Genomic DNA, 20121 nt, shown 5'->3' on the forward strand with positions numbered 1-20121 from the left:
ATGGGTAGTGCAGGCCTGAACCAGGCGCGCGAGAAGATGCGGGCAGCGGGGATCGACGAGGTCGCCGTCGACACGTTCGCGCACTATTACCGCCTGCTCGAGCACGGCGAGACGGGGATGATCCCCGAGCAGACGATCGAGCCGGTCGGCATGGAGGCGCTGCGCGACATCGAGGTCGCCGACGACGTGGCCGCGGACGCGCTCGGGAAGACCGCGGTGATCAAGCTCAACGGCGGGCTCGGCACGTCGATGGGCATGGGCCGGGCCAAGTCGCTGCTGTGCGTGCGCAAGGGGATGAACTTCCTCGACATCATCGTGCGCCAGGTGCTGCATCTGCGCCGGCAGCACGACGCCACCCTGCCGCTCATCTTCATGAACTCCTTCCGCACCAGCGAGGACACGATGGCGGCCCTGGCCCGTTACACCGACCTGCCGGTGGACGGGGTGCCGCTGGAGTTCCTCCAGAACAAGGAGCCCAAGCTGCTCCTGGACGGCTTGAAGCCAGTGACCTGGCAGCGCGACCCCGATCTGGAGTGGTGTCCGCCGGGGCACGGCGACATCTACACCGCGCTGCGCGGCACCGGGATGCTCGAGCTGCTGCGGCGGCAGGGCTACCGCTACGTCTTCGTCTCCAACTCCGACAACCTCGGCGCGGTGCCGGACCCCCGGGTGGCGGGCTGGTTCGCGCAGAGCGGTGCGCCGTTCGCGATCGAGGCGGTACGACGCACGGCGAGCGATCGCAAGGGCGGCCACTTCGCCCGGCGTAAGAGCGACGGCCGGATCATCCTGCGGGAGACCGCGCAGACCCTCGATGAGGACCGCGCGAAGCTGGCCGACCTGGATCGGCACCGGTTCTGTTCGACCAACAACCTCTGGTTCGACATCGACCGGCTGGAGCAGGAGCTCGACCTGCGTGGCGGAATCCTGGGCCTGCCGCTGATCCGCAACGTCAAGCCGGTCGACCCCAGCGACACCAGTTCGCCGCAGGTCGTCCAGATCGAGACCGCGATGGGCGCGGCCATCGAGATCTTCGAGGACTCCGCACTCATCGAGGTCGACCGTGACCGGTTCGTGCCGGTGAAGACCACCAACGACCTCTTGGTGCTGCGCTCGGACGTCTACGACCTGGGTGGCGACTTCGTGCTCGACCAGGCGGCCGCCGCGGTTCCCTTCATCGATCTCGACGGTAGCCACTACAAGTTGGTGACCGAGTTCGACAAGCGGTTCCCGGACGGCACGCCCTCGCTCAAGGAGGCGGACTCCCTGCGCGTCTCCGGCGATGTGACCTTCGGTCACGGGGTGAAGGTCGTCGGCGCGGTCAGCGTCGAGGCCGAGGCGGCCCGCCGGATCGACCCCGGCACGGTGCTCACCCAGGGCTGAACTGGTTGCTCGCGACCCACGGCGGACGCCGCCCACTGCTCGGCGGGTGATCCCTTAGGGTCAGCACATGCCCGAGGCGATCACCCCCGACGAGCACCGGGCGCGCATCCTGGCGCGGATCGAACCGCTGCCGGCGCGCTCGACTCCGCTCCTCGACGCGCTCGGGCTCGTCTGTGTCGAGGACGTCCGAGCCGCGGTGTCGCTGCCGCGCTTCGACAACTCCGGCATGGACGGGTACGCCGTCCGCCGGGCCGAGGTCGCCGGTGCCGATGACCGGGCGCCGGTGACGCTCCCGGTGGCCGGTGAGATCGGCGCCGGCCAGGCGGGTCTGCAGCAGCTGCCGGTCGGTGCAGCAGCCAAGATCATGACGGGAGCGCCCGTCCCGGCCGGTGCCGACGCGGTGGTTCCCTACGAGTGGACCGACCGGGGCGCTGAGCGGGTCGTGATCACCCGGGCGCCCGACGACGGTCAGCACATCCGCGGTGCGGGGGAGGACCTCACCGCCGGCGAACTCGTCGTCGCCGCGGGCACGGTGCTCGGGCCCCGCCACTTGGGACTGCTCGCCTCGGTGGGGGTCGCCCAGGTGCAGGTCCGGCCGCGGCCCCGGGTCGTGGTCGTCTCGACCGGTTCGGAGCTGCGTGCGCCCGGTGAGGACCTGGCCCCCGACTCCATCTACGACGGCAACTCCTTCCTCCTGGCCGCTGCCGCTCTCCGCGCCGGTGCGCGCGTGGACCGGGTCGGGATCGTGGCCGACTCGGCTCAGGAGTTCCTCGAGGTCCTGCGCGACCGACTGGCCGAGGCAGACCTGGTGGTGACCTCGGGTGGCGTCTCCCAGGGCGACTTCGACATCGTCAAGGCGGCGCTGCGGCCCGAGGGCGTCTGGTTCGGGCCGGTGGCCATGCAGCCGGGCAAGCCGCAGGGGTTCGGGATGCTGACCGGGGCCGGCGGTGAGGTCCCGGTGGTGACCCTGCCGGGCAATCCGGTGTCCTCCTACGTCTCCTTCCACGTCTTCGTGCTGCCCGCCCTGCGCCGACGGATGGGTCTGGCACCGGAGGTGCCGCCCACCCTGCGGGCACGGCTTGCGACCGGGCTGACCTCGCCCGCCGGCAAGCAGCAGTACCTCCGCGGGCGCTACGACGCCGCCGCGGGTCGGGTGACCCCGGTGGGCGGTGCGGGTTCGCATCTGATCGGCGGGCTCGCGCGCAGCGACTGCCTGCTCGTCCTACCCCCCGGGACCACGGCCCTGGAGGCCGGAGCAGAGGTGGAGATCACGCTCCTGGACGGAGCCCAGTGGTGAGTCAGGAGCCAGCTGTGAACCAGGAACGATTGACCCACGTGGACGAGACGGGTGCTGCCCGGATGGTCGACGTGTCGGGGAAGGCCGTCACCGCCCGCACCGCCACCGCCTCGGGTCGGGTGCTCGTCTCGGGCCCAGTGGTCGCGCTGCTGCGCGGGGAGGGCGTGCCCAAGGGTGACGCACTGGCGGTGGCACGCCTGGCCGGCATCATGGGCGCGAAGCGCACGCCCGATCTCATCCCGCTGTGCCACCCGCTGGCGATCTCGGGAGTGCAGGTCGAGCTGGCGGTCGCCGACGACGCGGTCGAGATCACCGCCCGGGTCACGACCACCGACCGCACCGGCGTCGAGATGGAGGCCCTGACCGCGGTCTCGGTCGCGGCCCTCACGGTCGTCGACATGGTCAAGGCGGTCGACAAGGGTGCGGTCATCAGCGACGTACGGGTCGAGACCAAGACCGGCGGGAAGTCGGGGGACTGGTCCCGTGCCTGAGCTGCTGCTGGCTGGTGTCATCGTCGCCAGCAATCGCGCGGCCCGGGGTGTCTACGCCGACACCACCGGTCCGCTCATCGTCGAGGCCCTCGGCGAGCTCGGCTTCACCGTCGAGGAGCCGTTGGTGGTCGAGGACGGCGCCCCGGTCGGGCAGGCGATCGCGTCGTACGTGGAAGCGGGTGCCGCGGTCGTGCTCACCACCGGCGGCACCGGGCTGAGCCCCACCGACCGCACCCCGGAGTTCACCCGGCCCCTGCTCGACCGGGAGGTGCCGGGCATCGCGGAGGCGATCCGGGCCGCCGGCCTGGCCCAGGGCATCCCGACCGCGGTGCTCTCGCGCGGCCTGGCCGGCGTCGCGGGTGACTGCCTGGTGGTCAACCTGCCCGGATCCCGTGGCGGGGTGAAGGACGCGTTGACCGTGCTCCATCCGATCCTTCGACACGCGGTCGATCAGCTCGCCGGCGGCGACCACCCGCGTACGGAGCCGTGAGCTTTCCCCGGATCCCGGTGAGCGCGGCCTGGCCCGCGGTACTCCACACCGGCGAGATCACTCTGCGTCCGCTGCGCGGGTCCGACGCCGCGGCCTGGCGGGAGGCCCGGCAGCGCAGTGCGGCCTGGCTGCACCCGTGGGACGCCACCGTGCCGCCCCGGGGTGACTCCCGTCCCACCTCGTTCGCGGCGCTGGCCCGCAGGTTGCGCCGGGAGGCGCGGCGCGGGGCGGCGTACCCCTTCGCCATCGAGGTGGACGGCCGGTTCTGCGGCCAGGTCACGGTGAGCAACGTCGTCCGCGGCTCGGCGATGTTCGCCAGCGTGGGCTACTGGATCGACATCGCCTACGCCGGTCGCGGGATCATGCCCCGGGCCGTCGCCCTGGTCATCGACCATCTGTTCGTGACCGGTCTGCACCGCGTGGAGATCGCGATCCGACCGGAGAACTCCAACTCGCTGCGGGTGGTGGAGAAGCTCGGCATCCGCGAGATCGGCTACGCCCCCTACTACCTGCACATCGACGGAGACTGGCGCGACCACCGGATCTTCGCCGTCACCGTCGAGGAGTGTCCCGACGGGCTGCTCTCCCGCGTCCTGCCCTGACCGTCGCCGCGTCGCCGTGGATGGCGGGTACGTCGGTCGCCGGATGCCCCCGGGCACGCGGTCGTCACACCAGTCACACGCGCAATTTGCGACACACCTGCGAACATCCGCTCCGACCCTCCCGCGCGCTCCTAATCTCTGAGGCGTGGACCCGAGCGCACTCATCTTCGTCGCCCTCGCCGTGGCGTGGGCCGTCTACCTGATTCCGAAGGCGCTCGAGCACCACGATGAGAGTGTGCGGGCCCGCACCGTCGACAGGTTCTCCAAGACCGTGCGCGTCCTCGCGCGCCGCGACCGGTCGAGCAAGGAGGAGGCCGAGTTGGTCACCGCGGAGAGCGGGTCGAATGCCCGCGCCCGTCGGGCACCTGCCCAGGCTCGCCCCCAGGCCACGGAGGCCCCGGCGGTCTCTCCCGCGGCTGCCGAGACCACCGCGCCGGCGCCTCGTCGTACCGCTTCGAAGGTCGCCGCCCGCCGGCGCCGCAACGTCCTCGGCGTCATCCTGCTCGCCCTCGCGACCGTGGCGACCCTGGCCGGGTTCGCGGTCCTCGACTGGGCCTGGACCGCCGTGCCCGGGGGCCTGCTGATCGCCTGGCTGGTGGCGTGCCGGCTGATGGTGAAGCAGGAGCGTCGTGCCCGCGGGGGCACTCGGGTCACGCCCCCGGTGCCGGCCGCAGCGGCGTCCGCGCCGGCCGCCGACCCTGTCACCGAGGAGGTCGCGGTCGTGGAGGCCCCGCTGCCCCAGCCGCGCCGCGGCGAGCCGACCGCAGAGCCCGTCGCCGCGCCCGTCGCCGAGGGGATGTGGACGCCTGTGTCGGCCCCGCTGCCGACCTACGTCACCGCCCCGGCCGCGCACCGCAGCGTGCGCACCATCGACCTGGACTCCACCGGCGTGTGGTCCTCGGGCCGCAACGACGCCGACAGCGCGCTGGCCCGCGAGGCCGCCGAGGCCGCCCGCGCGAAGGACGGCGCACAGCAGCGCCGCGCCAGCGGCTCCTGAGTCGAGGGGCCTCACCGGGCCCGCGTCGATAGGGTAGGCCGAGTGCTCAGAGTCGACGCGATCTCCAAACGGTACGGCGACAAGCCGGCCCTCGATCAGGTCTCCTTCACCGTCCGGCCCGGCCGGATGACCGGCTTCGTCGGTGGCAACGGTGCAGGCAAGACCACCACCATGCGGATCATCCTGGGGGTGCTCGGGGCCGACTCCGGCACCGTGACCCTGGACGGCACCCCGCTCAGCCCCGCGGACCGCCGCAGGTTCGGATACATGCCCGAGGAGCGCGGCCTCTACCCGAAGATGGGCGTCACCGAGCACCTCGTCTATCTGGCCCGTCTGCACGGCTGGAGCGAGCCCGCGGCCACCCGGCACGCCGAGCAACTGCTGGAGGATCTGGACCTCACCCGGCATGCCACTGATGCGATCGAGACCCTCAGCCTGGGCAACCAGCAGCGCGCCCAGATCGCGGCCGCGCTGGTGCACCAGCCGGAGGTGCTGATCCTGGACGAGCCGTTCTCCGGCCTCGACCCGATCGCGGTCGAGCGGGTACAGCGGGTGCTGCATGCCCACGCCGAGGGCGGCCTGCCGGTGCTGTTCTCCTCCCACCAGCTCGACATCGTCGAGCGGCTCTGCGACGACCTGGTCATCATTGCTGCCGGCAGTATCCGGGCCGAGGGCGAGCGCGAGACGCTGCGTGACAGGTACGCCGGCGACCGCTGGGAGCTCGTCGTCGAGGACGCCTCGTGGGTCGCCGGCTGGCTGGGGGAGCGCGGCGAACTGCACGAGGACGACCCCGGGCGGGTGGTGGTCGAGGCCCCGGAACCGGTGCTCCGTCATCTCCTGTCGGCGGCCAGCGACCGCGGAGCGGTGCAGTCCTGGCAGCGCCTGCGCCCGCACCTGGCCGAGATCTTCAAGGAGGTGGTCGCATGACCGCGACCCGCGACACCCCCGATCTGCTGACGGCGCCCCCGCGCACGCCCACGTTCTGGGGCACCGTCCGGCTGGTCGCCCAGCGCGAGCTGCGCACCCGCGTCCGGTCCAAGGCCTTCCTGATCATGACCGGGCTGCTCCTCGCCGGCGCGGTGGCCGTGACGGTGCTGCCGAACGTCATCGGCGGGAGCGACCCCGACACGGTCGCGGTGGTCGGCGAACCGCCGCTCGACCTGTCCACGCTCGTGGACGCCGAGGGGACGCCGTACGTCGAGGTCGAGGAGTCCGGGCTCAGCCAGGCGGAGGCCGAGCAGTTGCTGCGGGACGGCGACGTCGACGCCGTACTCCTCTTCGAGGGCGGGCAGGTCACCGTGGAGGGGCTGCGGGAGGCGCCGGAACGGGCTGTCCAGGCGTTCTCCTCGACGCCGCAGGTCGAACTGATCGACGACAGCGGGCCGGACCCCGCCACGATGTACTTCGTCTCCATCGCCTTCGGGTTGGCCTTCTTCATGGGGGCGATGACCTTCGGCAACCAGATCGCGGCGAGCGTGGTGGAGGAGAAGCAGACCCGCATCGTGGAGGTGCTGCTCTCGGCGGTCTCGGCGCGGGCGCTGCTGACCGGCAAGGTGCTCGGCAACACCCTGCTGGCCGTCGGTCAGATCGCGCTGATCGCCCTCGCCGCCGGTGTGGGACTGGCCGTGACCGGGAAGAACATCGGCGTGGGTGAGCTGGGCCCCTCGATCGTGTGGTTCGTCGTGTTCTTCCTGGTGGGGTTCACGATGATCTCCTCGCTGTTCGCTGCCTCGGCCAGCCTGATCTCGCGTTCGGAGGACATCGGGGCCGCGACCACCCCGGTGACCACGCTGATCATGATCCCGTACCTCCTCAGCTTCGTCGCCAGCTCCAACGAGACCCTCCTGCACGTCCTGGCCTGGCTGCCGATCTCCTCGCCGATCTCGATGCCGACCCTGGTCTACTCCGGCGACGCGCTGTGGTGGGAGCCGATCGGTGCGCTGCTCCTGCTCGTGCTCACCACCGTCGCCGTGATCGCCGTCGGCGAGCGGGTCTACCGCAACTCCCTGCTGCGCACCGGTCGTCGGGTGCGCCTGAAGGACGCGCTCCGCTCCCGCTGACCGGAGTGCCGGCTGACCCGAGTTGTGAGTGTCAGCGAGGCCCATTGCCCTCGCTGACACTCACAACCCACCCGATTGGTTCACCGTCCGGCCGGGTGTTAATGTTCCTTCCGCATCCACGCGATGCGATGGGGCTGTGGCGCAGTTGGTAGCGCGTCTCGTTCGCAATGAGAAGGTCAGGGGTTCGAATCCCCTCAGCTCCACCAAACCTGCAGGTCAGCGGGCCGGTCCGGAATCCTCGATGAGGAGGACGGAGTGGAAAGTCGGCAGGAACTCGGCACTTCATCGCCGCTCGGGGCATCGCCCCGGCACTCTTTCGGGGCACCTCGGCCCGGCTCGGGCGCCCGGCGTACCGAGTTGTCTTGGCGTGTGGGCAGGATCGGGGTCGTCTCGCTGCCTGTCGAGGCGGATTGCGGCTGAGCCGTCTCAGTGAGCGCCTGCCGTGTCGCGCACGGCGGCCAGGGCGCGGCTCCACGCGGTGACTTCGACCAGTAGTTCGGTGAGGTCCGCGGTGTGCTGTTCGTCAGGGGTGAAGGCTCCGGCGATGGTCGGGTCGGTGACATCCAGACCGCTGTAGTCGAAGTCGGTGAAGACGTTGAGCACCACCTGGGCGCGCACGTCGGCGAGCTTCAGCTCGGCGGCGACCTGTCGGAGTTGTTCCACCGCGCGCACTCCGCCGTTGGTGCCGTAGCTGACGAACCCGGCGGCCTTGTCGTTCCACTCGTGCCACAGGTAGTCGATCGCGTTCTTCAACGGCCCGGGCACGCCGTGGTTGTATTCGGGCGTGACGAACACGAAGCCGTCGAACGACCCGATGGCCTGACCCCACCGCTTGGTGTGTTCGTGAGCGACCATGCCTGACATGGCGGGAGCGGGCTCGTCCAGTACCGGCAGATCGAAGTCAGCCAGGTCGACCAACTCGACCTGCACCCCTTCGGGGGCGACCTTCCGGGCGGTCTGCACGGTCCAGTCGGCCACGCTGTCTGCGCGGCGGTGGGTGCGGGTGCTGCCGACGATGACGGCGATGCGAGTCATAAGATTCTCCATCTGTAGATGTAAAGTACACCGATTACTCTACATATTAGGGTGAATGCAGCAAGCACCGAAGAGAGAGGGGGCGGTCCCTGTGAACCCAGACGAAGCGGGCAGGCCGGTGGGGCGACTGCGGCCCGAGAAGCGCGAGGCGATCATGACCGGCGCTCGGGAGATCTTCGCCCGCGAGGGATACGAGCGGGCCAGTGTCGACGCGATCGCCGCCGCGGCAGGCGTTTCGAATCGGACGCTCTACAAGCACTTCGCCGACAAGACCACCCTGTTCGCGGCGGTGATCGCCGAGTCCGCAGCACAGATCGCCGAGGAGGAGACCACGCTCATCGAGCGCCTGCTTTCGCCGGTGAGCACCGCCGAGGAGGTCGAGCCGGCGCTGGTCGCGTTCGCGACCGAGTGGCTGGCCGGAACGACGCAGTCGGCCACCCACCGCGCACTCATCCGCCAGGTCGGCGCCGAAGCGGCCCACCTCGGAGCCGACATCATCACCGCCTGGTGGCAGGCGGGGCCGGGGCGGGTGAGGGCCGAACTGACCGCAACACTGGCCCGGTGGGCCGACCTCGGACTCCTCGGCATCGAACATCCCGAACGTGCCGCTATCCACTTCTCGGAACTCGTCTCGGCCAGGCCGGGGCCGCCCGGCTCACCCTTCACTCAACGGCAGCGGCGTGCCTGGGCCGTCGACGGAGTGGCCGTGTTCGTCCGCGGATACCGCCCACAGCCGACAACCCGACGCCGGTGAACCTCGGGATCGGCCCTGGGCGTCCCGTTCCCCGGTAGGCAAGGTCCGGCTGAGGGCCCGACTGCAGCCTCAGCCGGCCTCCACCCATGGGTGGAGGCCGGCTGGAGGGAAGGCGGTCAGAGCACGAGGCGGCGTACGTCGGAGGCGACGTGTGCGAGGTGGGCGGTGAACCGTGCCGCGAGGGCGCCGTCGATGACGCGGTGGTCGTAGGACAGACACAGCGGGAGCATCAGCCGGGGCACGAAGCCCTCGCCGTCCCAGACCGGCGACATCTTGGAGCGGACGACGCCGAGGATCGCCACCTCGGGGGCGCTGACGATGGGGGTGAAGTTGGTGCCCCCGATGCCGCCGAGACTGCTGATGGTGAAGGAGGCCCCCTGCATCTCGGTGGCGGTGAGCTTGCCGTCGCGGGCCTTCGCCGAGAGCTCGCCGAGCTCGTGGCTGAGCTCGACGATCCCCTTGCGGTCGACATCGCGGACCACCGGGACGACCAGGCCGTCGGGGGTGTCCACGGCGACCCCGATGTGGATGTAGTCCTTGAGCACCAGGGAGTCGCCGGCCAGCGAGCTGTTCAGCTCGGGGTACTTGCGCAGGCCCGACGCGGCGGCCTTGAGCAGGAAGCTGAGCAGAGTCACCCGGTAGCCGTCGGCCTTGGCCGCGGTGTCGAGTTCGCGGCGGTAGACGTCGAGCTCGGTGATGTCGGCCTCGTCGGAGTGGGTGACGTGGGGGACATTGAGCCAGGAGCGGTGCAGGTGCGGGCCGGACAGCCTCTTGATGCGGGAGAGCGGCACCGTGCGGGTCGGCCCGAACTTCGAGAAGTCGACCTCGGGCACCGGTGGGATGCCGCCCCCGCTGGGCGCACCCGCCGGGGCGAGGCCGCGTTCGTAGTGGGTCAGCAGGTCCTGCTTGGTGATCCGGCCCTTCAACCCGGTACCGGTCACCGCGGCGAGATCCACCTCGAGTTCGCGGGCGAGGCGGCGTACGAGCGGGGTCGCCCGTACGCCGGCAGCCGGCTGCTCGTCCTCGGCCGACGCGGTCTCATCCTCGGCGGCGGCCGGAGACTGCACTGCCAGTGCGGGCTCGGCGGCCGTACGGGCCCGCGGTGCGGGAGCGGCCGGTGCCGCGGGCGCGGGCTCGGTCTTCTTTGCCTCCTGGACCTCCGGGGCCTCCGGGGCCTCCGGGGCCTCCGGGGCCTCGGCGGTCTCCGCGGTCTCCGCGGTCTCGGCGGTCTCCGCGGTCTCGGCGATCGCGATGACGCTGCCCTGGCGGACCATGTCGCCGACCTTCACCGACAGCGACACGATCGTGCCGGCGATGGGGGAGGGGATGTCCATGGTCGCCTTGTCGGTCTCCAGGGTGACCAGCGGGTCCTCGGCGCTCACCTGGGTGCCGGGCTCGACGAGCAGCTCGATGACGGGTACGTCGCCGAGATCGCCGATGTCGGGAACCTTGATTTCCATCGTTGCTGTCCTCACGCGTTGGCCGGGTCGTGCCGGTCGGGGTCGATGCCGTACTTCTCGATGGCCTGGGCGACGACCTCGGCGGTCACGACGCCCTCGGCGGCCAGGCTGCGCAGAGCGGCGACCGCGATGAAGTGGCGGTCGACCTCGAAGTGGCGGCGCAGGTTGCGGCGGTAGTCGGAGCGGCCGAAGCCGTCGGTGCCCAGCGAGGTGAAGCGGCCGGGGACGAAGGTGCTGATCTGGTCGGCGTAGGACTTCATGTAGTCGGTGGCCGCCACGACCGGCGTGCTCTTGGTGCCCAGGCACTGCGCGACGTACGGCGTGCGAGGCTCCTCGAGCGGGTGCAGGGTGTTCCACCGCTCGGTGGCCAGAGCGTCGCGGCGGAGCTCGGTGAAGCTGGGCGCGCTCCACACGTCGGCCTTGATCTTGAAGTCCGAAGCGAGCAGGTCGGCGGCGGCCAGCACCTCGCGCAGGATCGTGCCCGAACCGACCAGATTGATCTTCGCGGCCCCACGGCCGGTGCCGGGCCGCAGCAGGTAGAGCCCCTTGAGGATCCCCTCCTCGGCCCCCTCGGGCATCGCCGGGTGCTCGTAGTTCTCGTTCATCAGGGTGAGGTAATAGAAGACGTCCTCCTGCTCGGCGTACATCCGGCGCAGGCCGTCGGCCACGATCACGGCCAGCTCGTAGGAGTAGGTCGGGTCGTAGGAGACGCAGTTGGGGATCATCGCGGCCTGGAGGTGGCTGTGACCGTCCTCGTGCTGCAGTCCCTCGCCGTTGAGCGTGGTCCGCCCGGCGGTGCCGCCGAGCAGGAAGCCGCGGGCGCGCATGTCGCCGGCCGCCCAGGCGAGGTCGCCGATGCGCTGGAACCCGAACATCGAGTAGTAGATGTAGAACGGGATCATCGGGGTGTCGTTGGAGGAGTACGACGTCGCGGCCGCGATCCACGAGGACATCGCACCGGCCTCGTTGATGCCCTCCTGGAGGATCTGCCCGCTGGCGTCCTCCTTGTAGAACATCAGCTGGTCGGCGTCCTCGGGGGTGTAGAGCTGACCGCTCTGCGAGAAGATCCCGATCTGGCGGAAGAGCCCCTCCATGCCGAACGTGCGCGCCTCGTCGGGGACGATCGGCACGACCCGCTTGCCGACCTGCTTGTCGCGCAGCAGCTTGGTGAGGATCTGGACGAACGCCATCGTCGTGGAGATCTCGCGGCCGTTGGATCCGGCGACCTGGGCGGCGAAGGCCTCGACGCCGGGCACGGGCAGTGCGGCCGACTTCTGTCGGCGGCTGGGGAGGTAGCCGCCGAGTTCCTTGCGGCGGGCGTGCAGGTAGGTGTGCTCCGGCGAGCCCTCGGGGAAGGACACGTAGGGGTGGTCCAGCAGGTGCTCGTCGCTGACCGGGATCGCGAACCGGTCGCGGAAGGCGCGCAGCGCGGGCTCGGCGACCTTCTTGGCCTGGTGGGAGATGTTCAGGGCCTCGCCGGCGGCGCCGAGGCCGTAGCCCTTGACGGTCTTGGCCAGGACGACGGTGGGCGAGCCGGTGTGCGCGTGCGCGGCGGCGTAGGCGGCGTACACCTTCTGCGGGTCGTGGCCGCCTCGGGTCAGGCGCCAGATCTCCTCATCGCTCCAGTCGGCGACCATCGCCGCGAGCTCGGGGTCGACCCCGAAGAAGTGCTCGCGGACGTAGGCGCCGTCCTTGGACTTGAAGGTCTGATACTCCCCGTCGACGCACTCCATCATCCGGCGCTTGAGCGCGCCGGTGGTGTCCTGGGCGAGCAGCGTGTCCCAGCCCGAGCCCCACACCAGCTTGATGACGTTCCAGCCGGCGCCGCGGAAGACGCCCTCGAGTTCCTGGATGATCTTGCCGTTGCCGCGCACCGGTCCGTCCAGGCGCTGCAGGTTGCAGTTGACCACGAAGATCAGGTTGTCCAGGTGCTCGCGGGCGGCCATCGAGATGGCGCCGAGCGACTCGGGCTCGTCGGTCTCGCCGTCACCGAGGAACGCCCAGACCTTCCGGCCCGCCGTGTCGGCCAGGCCACGGGCGTGGAGGTACTTCAGGAACCGGGCCTGGTAGATCGACATCAGCGGGCCGAGACCCATCGAGACGGTCGGGAACTGCCAGAAGTCGGGCATCAACCACGGATGGGGGTACGACGAGAGCCCGGCGCCGCCGGTCTCCTGTCGGAAGTTGTCCAGCTGGGCCTCGGTGAGGCGGCCCTCGAGGAAGGCGCGGGCGTAGATGCCGGGGGAGATGTGGCCCTGGGCGTAGATCAGATCGCCGCCGTGACTCTCGGTCGGGCTGTGCCAGAAGTGCTGGAAGCCGACGTCATAGAGGGTCGCGGCGGACTGGAAGCTGGCCAGGTGGCCGCCGAGCTCGGTGGAGTCCTTGTTGGCGCGCAGCACCATCGCGATCGCGTTCCAGCGGATCGCGGACCGGATCCGCTTCTCGATCGCGTGGTCGCCGGGGTGGGTGGGTTCGGCGGAGCGCGGCACGGTGTTGACGTACGGCGTGGTCGCCACGAAGGGTGCTCGGGTACCGAGGCGCTGGGCCTCCTCGAGCATCTGGTCGAGCAGGAACCTGGTCCGCTCCTCGCCCTCGAACTCCAGGACCGCCGCGAGCGCGTCGCGCCACTCCTGCGTCTCCTCAGGGTCGATGTCGGTCATTCCGTGTCCTCCGCTCGGTGATGGGCGACACCATCATCCGAAATGGATGGACATGCGTCCAATGCCTGCCTCCGCAGCAAATCATGCGTTTGACGAATGGATAGTGCGACTTGCCTCGAGCGCATGCGCACGGAAGGCCGCGGAGGCCGGCGGCAACGTCCGGTCGCGTACCCAGGCGATGCCGATCTCGCGGCTGGCACGTACGTCGGTGACCCGCAGGTCGGGCACCGGCTGGGCGCTGCCGAGGCGCAGTTCGGGGAGGAGCGCCACCCCCAGGCCGGCCGAGACCAGCCCGCGCAGCGTCTCCACCTCCTCGCCCTCGAATCCGATCTGCGGGTCGAAGCCGGCCTCGGCACACAGGTCCTCGGTGACCCGGCGCAGGCTGAAGCCGGGCTTGAGGACGATGAACTGCTCCTCGGCCAGGTCGGCCAGGCGGGCGGTACGCCGGCCCGCGAGCCGGTGATCGGGCGGCACCACCAGCCGCAGCGGCTCCAGGAAGAGCCGGCGGCTCTCCAGGGAGGGCAGGCGGGGACGGTCGCCGGTGATCGCGATGTCCACGAGGCCGTTGACCAGATCCTCGACCAGGCCCGCGTCGCCGTACTGCCGCAGATCGAACCTGACCTGGGGGCGCTCGGCCCGGAACCCCCGGATCAGCTCGGGGACCAGCCAGGTGCCGAGGGTGTGGAGGAACGCCAGCGGGACGAACCCCGCATCGGGTGCGGCGATGTCGCCGACCGAGCGCACGCCACGGTCGTACGCGTCGACCATCTGGCGGGCGTGCAGGACCAACTCACGACCTGCCGGGGTGAGCACCAGCCCCCTCCCGGCGCGCTGGAACAGCGGGGTGCCGACCTCGCGCTCGAGCCGGGCCAGCGCCCTGGACAGGGACGGCTGGGTACGACGCGCGCGTTCAGCCGCTTCGGTCACCGTGCTGCCGACCGCCACATCCAGGAATGCGCGGATCGTCTCGATCTCCATGGATGCATGTTCTCACCGCATGGAATCCTCACGTGGGGACGACGTCAGCGACCCTCGCCCAGGCTGGGGACGATGAGGTACTTCTCGCCCGTCGCCGACTTCGCGTAGGCCTTCACCACATCGAGCGAGAGGGCCCGGTCCAGGGAGATCTCCTGGGTGAAGTTCGAGGCGAAGGTCGTGGTGAGCTCGTCCATGACCCGGGCCTGGAGCTCGGCCTGGCGCTGCGGGCCGACCTTCTCCAGGAACGGCATCAACAGCCAGCCGCCGATGCCCCACGCCATCCCGAACCGGCGGTCCAGGACGGTCGGCGAGACGTCGAGCGCGCCATAGACGTAGACCTGCTTGTGCGAGGCGGAGCCGTAGCGGCTGTACTCGCCGGACGCGCGCGAGGCCACTACCTCCATCGCGGCGAGGATCTGCGAGGTCAGGGTGCCTCCGCCGATCGCGTCGAAGGCCAGCGTCGCACCGGTCGCGGCGAGTGCCTCGACGAGGTCGGCGTCGAAGGTCGGCGAGGTGCTGTCCAGGACGTGCTCGGCTCCCTGGCTCCGCAAGAGTTCGACATGCTCGGCCTTGCGCACGATCGCGACCAGTGGGACCCCGTCGGCCAGGCAGAGCCGGTTGAGCATCTGACCGAGGTTGGACGCCGCGGCGGTGTGGACCAGCGCGGTGTGCCCTTCGGCGCGCATCGTGTCGAGGAACGCGAGCGCCGTCATCGGGTTGACGAACGAGGACGCGCCCTCGGCCGGCGTACGGCCCTCGGGCAGGACCTGGAGCTGCTGGACGTGGAGGCGGCGGAACTGGGTGTACATGCCGCCGCCGATCGCGAAGACGGTCTTGCCGAGCAGTGCCTGGGCCGCCTCGGACGTGCCGGCGGCCACGACCACACCGGCACCCTCGTTGCCGACCGGCATGGAGGTGTCCAGCCGGGAGGCCACCGCGGTGAGCGCCGCGGCGGGTACCTCGGCGGTGAGACGCGGTGCCTGCGGCGTACCGGTCTCGCGAGCGGTGCCCAGACGCCCAGGCCCGAGCAGGAGGCCCAGGTCGGACGGGTTGATCGGGGTGGCGTCGACCCGCACGATCACCTGGTCCGGTCCCATCGGTGGGAGGGGAACCTCCTCGATCGAGAGCTCGAGCGTGCCGGCTGAGGTGATCTTCGAGCGAAGCTCGCGGGTCGTGGTGGGGGTCGTCATGGCCAGAGCCTAGGGAACCCCCGATCGATCCCGCCTGCTCCGCGCCGCGATGTGGAACGCGCCGCCGCCGGACCGGCGTCGGTGCGGGGTAGCCTGCCGACAGGGAGGCGCTGATGTGTGAGCACTGCGGATGCCGGGAGATCGAGCCGATCGCCGAACTGATGGATGAGCACTACGCCCTGCTCGACGAGGCCCACCTGATCCGACAGGCACTGGCCGAGGGGGATCGGAGCGCTGCCCTCGGCCGCATCCAGCACCTGGTCGCCCACCTCCACACCCATGTGACCAAGGAGGAGGAGGGCATCTTCACGGCGCTGCGCAACCTGGACGAGTTCGTCGATGAGGTCGAGCAGCTCGAGAAGGAGCACGTCATGCTCGATGACGGCATCGGTGGGCTCGACCCCAGCAGCCCCGGCTTCGAGCAGGCGGTGACCGCGCTGCTGGCCGAGCTGGAGGAGCATGTCGAGAGGGAGAACCTCGGCATCTTCCCGGTCTCCGTGGTCACCCTCGGCGCCGAGGGCTGGGACCGTGTCGACCGGGCCCGCTCGGACCATCCCACCTTCTTGGACGGGGAGCAGACCGCCCGTTGAAGCGCCCGGGCGGAGTACGGAGCGGGCGGGTGCGCGCAGGCCGCAGCGCCCGGCTACGCCGGTGGGGTGGTGCCAGGCGCTCGCTACCTGGAGATGGCCTTGCGGTTCTTCGAGGTCACCGCCTCTGCGGTGCCCACCAGCGCGATGGAGGCGACCACGGCCAGGACGAAGCCGATGATGTTGAGCTCCCAGATGCTGCCGGTGCCGAGCAGCCAGGCGATGGTGCCGCCGATGAGGGAGCCGACCACGCCCAGCCCGAGGGTGGCGAGGATGCCGAGGTCCTGCTTGCCGGGCTTGATCAGGCGAGCCAGTGCTCCGATGATCAGGCCGGCGATGAGTGAACCGATCATGACTCAACCGTACTCACGACCGGTGAGGTCCGGGAGTTCAATAGCCACCCGGGGGCGGCACCATCTCCCCGCGGACGCCGAGCAGCCGGATCGGCCGGTCGTCCTCCAACCGGTCCAGGAGGTCCAGCGCGGTCGAGGCGAGGACCTCGGCGTCGTAGGTGGGCTCCGGCAGCTTGCGGCTGCGGACGGTGGTGAAGAACGGGGCGAACCGCACCTTGAGGTGCACCCTGCGGCAGGGGCGCGCCTCCCGGCGGAGGTCGGCCACCACGTCCCCGGCTAGGACGGCCAGGGCCGCGATCACCTCGGCCCGGGTGGTGAGGTCGCGCTGATAGGTCGTCTCGTGGCCGTGCGCCCGCGCCACCCACGGGGTGTCGTCGACCACGCCTTCTCCCAGGCCGCGACCGAGGGCGGCATAGTGCACCCCCATCCGCGGCCCGAACTCCTGCTGGAGCCGCTCCACCGACGTACCCGCGAGGTCGGTCACCGTGTGCACCCCGAGCGCGGCCAGCCGGGCGGCGACGCGCGTCCCGATCCCCCACACGGCAGTGGTGGGTCGAGCGCCCAGGACCTCGAGCCAGGTCTCGGCGGTGAGCCGGAACCGGCCGCGCGGCTTGCCGAGGTCGGTCGCGATCTTGGCGCGCACGGTGGTGTCCCCGATCCCCACCGAGCAGTGCAGTCCGGTGCTCGCCAGGACTGCGGCCTGGATGTCACGGGCGACGGCTTCGGGGTCCTCGGTGCGGAGGCCGAGGAACGCCTCGTCCCAGCCGAGCACCTGGACGGTGGCGCCCGGCACCTCCCGCAGGGTCGCCATCACCTGGTCGGAGGCGGCCTCGTAGACCGGCCGGTCGACGGGCAGGAGTACGGCGTGCGGGCACTTCCGCACCGCGATCCGGAGCGGCATCCCGGAGCGGACGCCGTACTCGCGCGCCTCGTAGGAAGCGGTGGACACCACCGCTCGCTCGGTGGGATCGCCCCGACCGCCCACGATCACCGGCTGCCCGGCCAGTTCGGGACGTCGGAGCACCTCCACCGCGGCCAGGAACTGGTCGAGGTCGACGTGGAGCACCCAGTCCCTCACCTCGCCCAGTGTGCCCGGTAGTAGGTCGGGCCGTCCGATCTCGCGAGGTGGTCCAGGAGGAACCGGCGCGGCCGGACTCGGCGGAGGGCGAGGCAGCGAGGGTGCGGGGCAGGCGGCGAGACACCGTTGACCGCACCCGAGCGCCTCCGTAGCTTGGCGGCAGCGCCCGGCAGGAGCTGTTGCGCGCGAACTCGAGAGTCAGGAGACTGCCGGTGGCGAGCGGGACGGAGCGGGAGATGAACGGCGCGGAGAGCCTGGTGCGCACACTGCTGGCGAGCGGGGTCGACACCTGTTTCGCCAATCCGGGCACCTCGGAGATGCACTTCGTCGACGCGCTCGACCGGGTGGGTGGGATGCGGCCGGTGCTGGGCCTGTTCGAGGGGGTCGTGACCGGGGCCGCGGACGGCTATGCGCGGATGCTGGACCGACCCGCGAGCACCCTCCTGCACCTGGGGCCGGGGCTGGCCAACGGGCTGTCGAACCTGCACAACGCGATGCGCGCGCAGTCGCCGGTGGTCAACGTCATCGGCGACCATGCGACCTACCACCGCCGCCACGACGCCCCGCTGACCTCGGATGTCGAGGGAACCGCGCGGCCCTTCTCGCACTGGGTGCGCACCAGCCTGAACGCCGACGCGGTCGCGACCGATGCGGCTGCCGCGGTCGCCGCGGCGCGCTCGACCCCCGGCCGGGTCGCCTCGCTCATCCTTCCCGCGGACGCGGCCTGGAACCCGATCTCCGCCGCGGGACGGCCGCTGTCCGAGGGGCTGCCCGCACCGACCCTGGCGCCGGCTCCGAGCGAGGAGACGGTCTCCGCGGTCGCGGCGCTGCTGGGTGCCGGTGCCTCCACCGCCCTCCTGCTGGGCGGCAGGTCCACGCGGGCGCAGAGCCTGGAGTGGGCAGGCCGGATCGCGGCCGCCACCGGCGCGACCCTGATCACCCAGACCCACGCCGCGCGGATCACCCGCGGGGCGGGCCGGGTGCCGGTCCAACGGCTGCCGTACCCGGTGGACCAGGCCCGCGCGATGTTGTCCCGGTTCGACAACCTCGTCCTGGTGGGGGCCAAGGCCCCGGTGGCCTTCTTCGCCTACCCCGATCGGCCGAGCGAACTGGCTGCTCCCGGGATGAACATCCAGGTGCTCAGCGACCCCACCCAGGACGCCGAGGCCGCGCTCGAGCTGCTCGCCGACCGGCTCGGAGCGACCGACGCCGAGCCGCCCCGAGCAGAGCTGTCGGTGCCCGACGTACCCACCGGAGGACCGCTCGACGCGGGCTCGCTCGGGCCGGTGCTCGCCTCGATGCTCCCGGAGGGGGCCATCGTGGTGGACGAGTCGATCACCACCGGGCGGTCGTTCTGGCCGAGCACCATCACAGCGGCACCGCACGACTGGCTGCTCGGCACCGGCGGGGCGATCGGCTACGCGATGCCCAACGCGGTCGGTGCCGCGATCGCCTGCCCCGACCGCCAGGTGGTCTGCCTGGAGAGCGACGGCAGCGGCCTCTACCAGCCGCAGGCGCTGTGGACCATGGCCCGCGAGAACCTCGACATCGTCACCGTCATCTTCTCCAACCGCCGTTACGCCATCCTCGACGGCGAGATGCGCAACGTCGGCGGCGCGGGGGGAGGCGCGGTGGCCGATCAGCTCTTCGGGCTCGACCGGCCGGCGGTCGACTGGGTGTCGGTGGCACGCGGCTTCGGCGTCGACGGGGTCGCCGTGGACGACGTCACCGGGTTCACCAAGGCGCTGCGGCACGGCTTCAACACGCCCGGCCCGTCGCTGGTCGAAGTCCTGCTCTGAGGTCGGCTCCCGTTGCCGCGTCCATCCCCTCAGACCGAGCGACTCGTCGAGGTGCTCGAACTCCTGGCCGGCGCCGAGCGGACCGGCCGGACCCTCGCCGAGATCTCTCGGCACCTCGGCGTCCACAAGGCGACCTGTACGCCGATGCTCGCCGAGCTCGTCCGGGTCGGCTGGCTGGTGCGCAACCCGCGCCGGAAGACCTACCACCTGGGGCCACGGCTGGTCCCGATCGGTGCGGCCGCGCGCTCGGCGATCGACATCGTCGACCTGACCCGCCCCCGGGCGGTCGCCCTGGCCGAGGAGTTCGACGCCGCCTGCATGACGGTGGCCTCGAGCCTGCCCGACCTGGTCGTGGTGGACATCGCGTCCGGGTCGCCGGCCGGGCGGCGGTGGTCCAGCGGACCCACCTCGATCGGGCTCCGGATGGGCGATGCGATCAGACTCCGGCCGCCGCTGGGGGCGGTCCTGGTCGCCTGGGCGGAGCCGGAGCACGTCGACCGCTGGCTCGCGCTGGGTGCGGAGGGTGATCGCGGCGACCTGACCAGGGCGCTGGAGGCCATCCGCGCACGGGGGTACGCCGTGGAGGAGTTCCGACCGACGCCGCAGTCCCTGGAGGAGTTGATCGTCGACGCCGCGGGGGACCTCAGCGGCTCGCGACGGGCCCATCGTCTGCTCGACCAGGGTGTCGCCTCGCTCGGCGCCGAGGTCCTCGTGGAGGAGCTCTCACCGACCGCGATGTATCACCCGGTGTCGGTCAACGCCCCCGTCTTCGATGCCGCCGGCGACGTCACGCACGCACTGTGCCTCACCGACCTGCGCGGCCCGGTCAGCGGCGAGGTGGTCGCCGCGATGGGGCGGGCGATGGCCGAGAGTGCCGCCGAGGTCTCCCGCGAACTCGGCCACCGCTGAG

At 71.1% G+C, this 20121-nt stretch carries 19 protein-coding genes and 1 tRNA gene; 13 read left to right on the top strand and 7 right to left on the bottom strand.

The window, feature by feature from the left end; translation table 11 throughout:
• From G515_RS0105370 to G515_RS0105410, 9 genes are all read left to right on the top strand, one after another.
• Window positions 1-1380: a UTP--glucose-1-phosphate uridylyltransferase gene (locus G515_RS0105370; RefSeq protein ID WP_028659326.1), complete on the top strand. Its 1380-nt coding sequence runs from the start codon at window positions 1-3 to the stop codon at window positions 1378-1380.
• Between the two features lie 67 nt (window positions 1381-1447).
• On the top strand, window positions 1448-2677 hold the full coding sequence (glp, locus tag G515_RS0105375) for a molybdotransferase-like divisome protein Glp (protein WP_028659327.1): 1230 nt from the start codon (window positions 1448-1450) through the stop codon (window positions 2675-2677).
• A 62-nt stretch (window positions 2678-2739) separates the two neighbouring features.
• Window positions 2740-3168, top strand: a complete 429-nt coding sequence (gene moaC, locus G515_RS0105380; protein WP_051217954.1) for a cyclic pyranopterin monophosphate synthase MoaC — start codon at window positions 2740-2742, stop codon at window positions 3166-3168.
• A complete protein-coding gene (locus tag G515_RS0105385) occupies window positions 3161-3658 on the top strand; it encodes a MogA/MoaB family molybdenum cofactor biosynthesis protein (RefSeq protein ID WP_169570444.1) in 498 nt (165 codons plus the stop codon). The genes moaC and G515_RS0105385 overlap by 8 nt, the downstream gene beginning before the upstream one ends.
• Window positions 3655-4260 (top strand): GNAT family N-acetyltransferase, encoded by a 606-nt coding sequence (locus G515_RS0105390; protein ID WP_245565221.1) that lies wholly within the window; start codon window positions 3655-3657, stop codon window positions 4258-4260. Before G515_RS0105385 ends, G515_RS0105390 begins: the two co-directional genes overlap by 4 nt.
• 145 nt (window positions 4261-4405) lie before the next feature.
• Window positions 4406-5257, top strand: a complete 852-nt coding sequence (gene sepX, locus G515_RS0105395; RefSeq protein ID WP_028659331.1) for a divisome protein SepX/GlpR — start codon at window positions 4406-4408, stop codon at window positions 5255-5257.
• A gap of 42 nt (window positions 5258-5299) precedes the next feature.
• A complete protein-coding gene (locus G515_RS0105400) occupies window positions 5300-6184 on the top strand; it encodes an ABC transporter ATP-binding protein (RefSeq protein WP_028659332.1) in 885 nt (294 codons plus the stop codon).
• On the top strand, window positions 6181-7317 hold the full coding sequence (locus tag G515_RS0105405) for an ABC transporter permease (protein ID WP_051217906.1): 1137 nt from the start codon (window positions 6181-6183) through the stop codon (window positions 7315-7317). Before G515_RS0105400 ends, G515_RS0105405 begins: the two co-directional genes overlap by 4 nt.
• Window positions 7318-7447: 130 nt before the next feature.
• Window positions 7448-7523, top strand: a tRNA-Ala gene (locus tag G515_RS0105410).
• A gap of 220 nt (window positions 7524-7743) precedes the next feature.
• Here G515_RS0105410 and G515_RS0105415 read toward each other — a convergent pair.
• On the bottom strand, window positions 7744-8352 hold the full coding sequence (locus G515_RS0105415) for an NADPH-dependent FMN reductase (protein ID WP_028659334.1): 609 nt from the start codon (window positions 8350-8352) through the stop codon (window positions 7744-7746).
• Window positions 8353-8443: 91 nt separating this feature from the next.
• On the opposite strand from G515_RS0105415, the gene G515_RS0105420 reads away from it, so the two are divergent.
• On the top strand, window positions 8444-9106 hold the full coding sequence (locus G515_RS0105420) for a TetR/AcrR family transcriptional regulator (RefSeq protein WP_028659335.1): 663 nt from the start codon (window positions 8444-8446) through the stop codon (window positions 9104-9106).
• Window positions 9107-9222: 116 nt separating this feature from the next.
• Here the strand turns inward: G515_RS0105420 and G515_RS0105425 are convergent, their stop codons facing one another.
• The 4 genes from G515_RS0105425 to G515_RS0105440 all read right to left on the bottom strand — a co-directional run bounded on the left by G515_RS0105425 (window position 9223) and on the right by G515_RS0105440 (window position 15394).
• Window positions 9223-10566, bottom strand: coding sequence for a 2-oxo acid dehydrogenase subunit E2 (locus G515_RS0105425; protein ID WP_036554360.1), 1344 nt, complete (start codon window positions 10564-10566; stop codon window positions 9223-9225).
• An 11-nt stretch (window positions 10567-10577) separates the two neighbouring features.
• Window positions 10578-13226 carry a pyruvate dehydrogenase (acetyl-transferring), homodimeric type gene (gene aceE / locus G515_RS0105430; RefSeq protein WP_028659337.1) on the bottom strand — a complete coding sequence of 883 codons (2649 nt, stop codon included), beginning with the start codon at window positions 13224-13226 and terminating at the stop codon, window positions 10578-10580.
• An 81-nt stretch (window positions 13227-13307) separates the two neighbouring features.
• Window positions 13308-14204: a LysR family transcriptional regulator gene (locus tag G515_RS0105435; RefSeq protein ID WP_028659338.1), complete on the bottom strand. Its 897-nt coding sequence runs from the start codon at window positions 14202-14204 to the stop codon at window positions 13308-13310.
• A gap of 44 nt (window positions 14205-14248) precedes the next feature.
• The gene (locus tag G515_RS0105440) at window positions 14249-15394 is read right to left on the bottom strand and encodes an MDR/zinc-dependent alcohol dehydrogenase-like family protein (RefSeq protein ID WP_028659339.1); all 1146 of its coding nucleotides are present in this window, start codon (window positions 15392-15394) and stop codon (window positions 14249-14251) included.
• A 113-nt stretch (window positions 15395-15507) separates the two neighbouring features.
• On the opposite strand from G515_RS0105440, the gene G515_RS0105445 reads away from it, so the two are divergent.
• On the top strand, window positions 15508-15984 hold the full coding sequence (locus tag G515_RS0105445) for a hemerythrin domain-containing protein (RefSeq protein ID WP_028659340.1): 477 nt from the start codon (window positions 15508-15510) through the stop codon (window positions 15982-15984).
• An 83-nt stretch (window positions 15985-16067) separates the two neighbouring features.
• On the opposite strand, the gene G515_RS0105450 is transcribed toward G515_RS0105445, so the two are convergent.
• Window positions 16068-16334 carry a GlsB/YeaQ/YmgE family stress response membrane protein gene (locus tag G515_RS0105450; RefSeq protein ID WP_028659341.1) on the bottom strand — a complete coding sequence of 89 codons (267 nt, stop codon included), beginning with the start codon at window positions 16332-16334 and terminating at the stop codon, window positions 16068-16070.
• 37 nt (window positions 16335-16371) lie between these two features.
• Complete coding sequence (locus G515_RS0105455; RefSeq protein WP_211220953.1) at window positions 16372-17412, bottom strand: DNA polymerase IV; 1041 nt, start codon at window positions 17410-17412, stop codon at window positions 16372-16374.
• 236 nt (window positions 17413-17648) lie between these two features.
• Here G515_RS0105455 and G515_RS0105460 point away from each other — a divergent pair, with 236 nt between their 5' ends.
• A complete protein-coding gene (locus tag G515_RS0105460) occupies window positions 17649-19211 on the top strand; it encodes an acetolactate synthase large subunit (RefSeq protein WP_028659343.1) in 1563 nt (520 codons plus the stop codon).
• Window positions 19212-19223: 12 nt separating this feature from the next.
• Entirely contained in the window at window positions 19224-20120 is an 897-nt protein-coding gene (locus G515_RS0105465) for an IclR family transcriptional regulator (RefSeq protein WP_028659344.1), read from the top strand.
• Window position 20121: the final 1 nt, after the last annotated feature.

Origin of the sequence: Nocardioides insulae DSM 17944, from assembly GCF_000422825.1 — a bacterium.
Lineage (GTDB): Bacteria > Actinomycetota > Actinomycetes > Propionibacteriales > Nocardioidaceae > Nocardioides > Nocardioides insulae.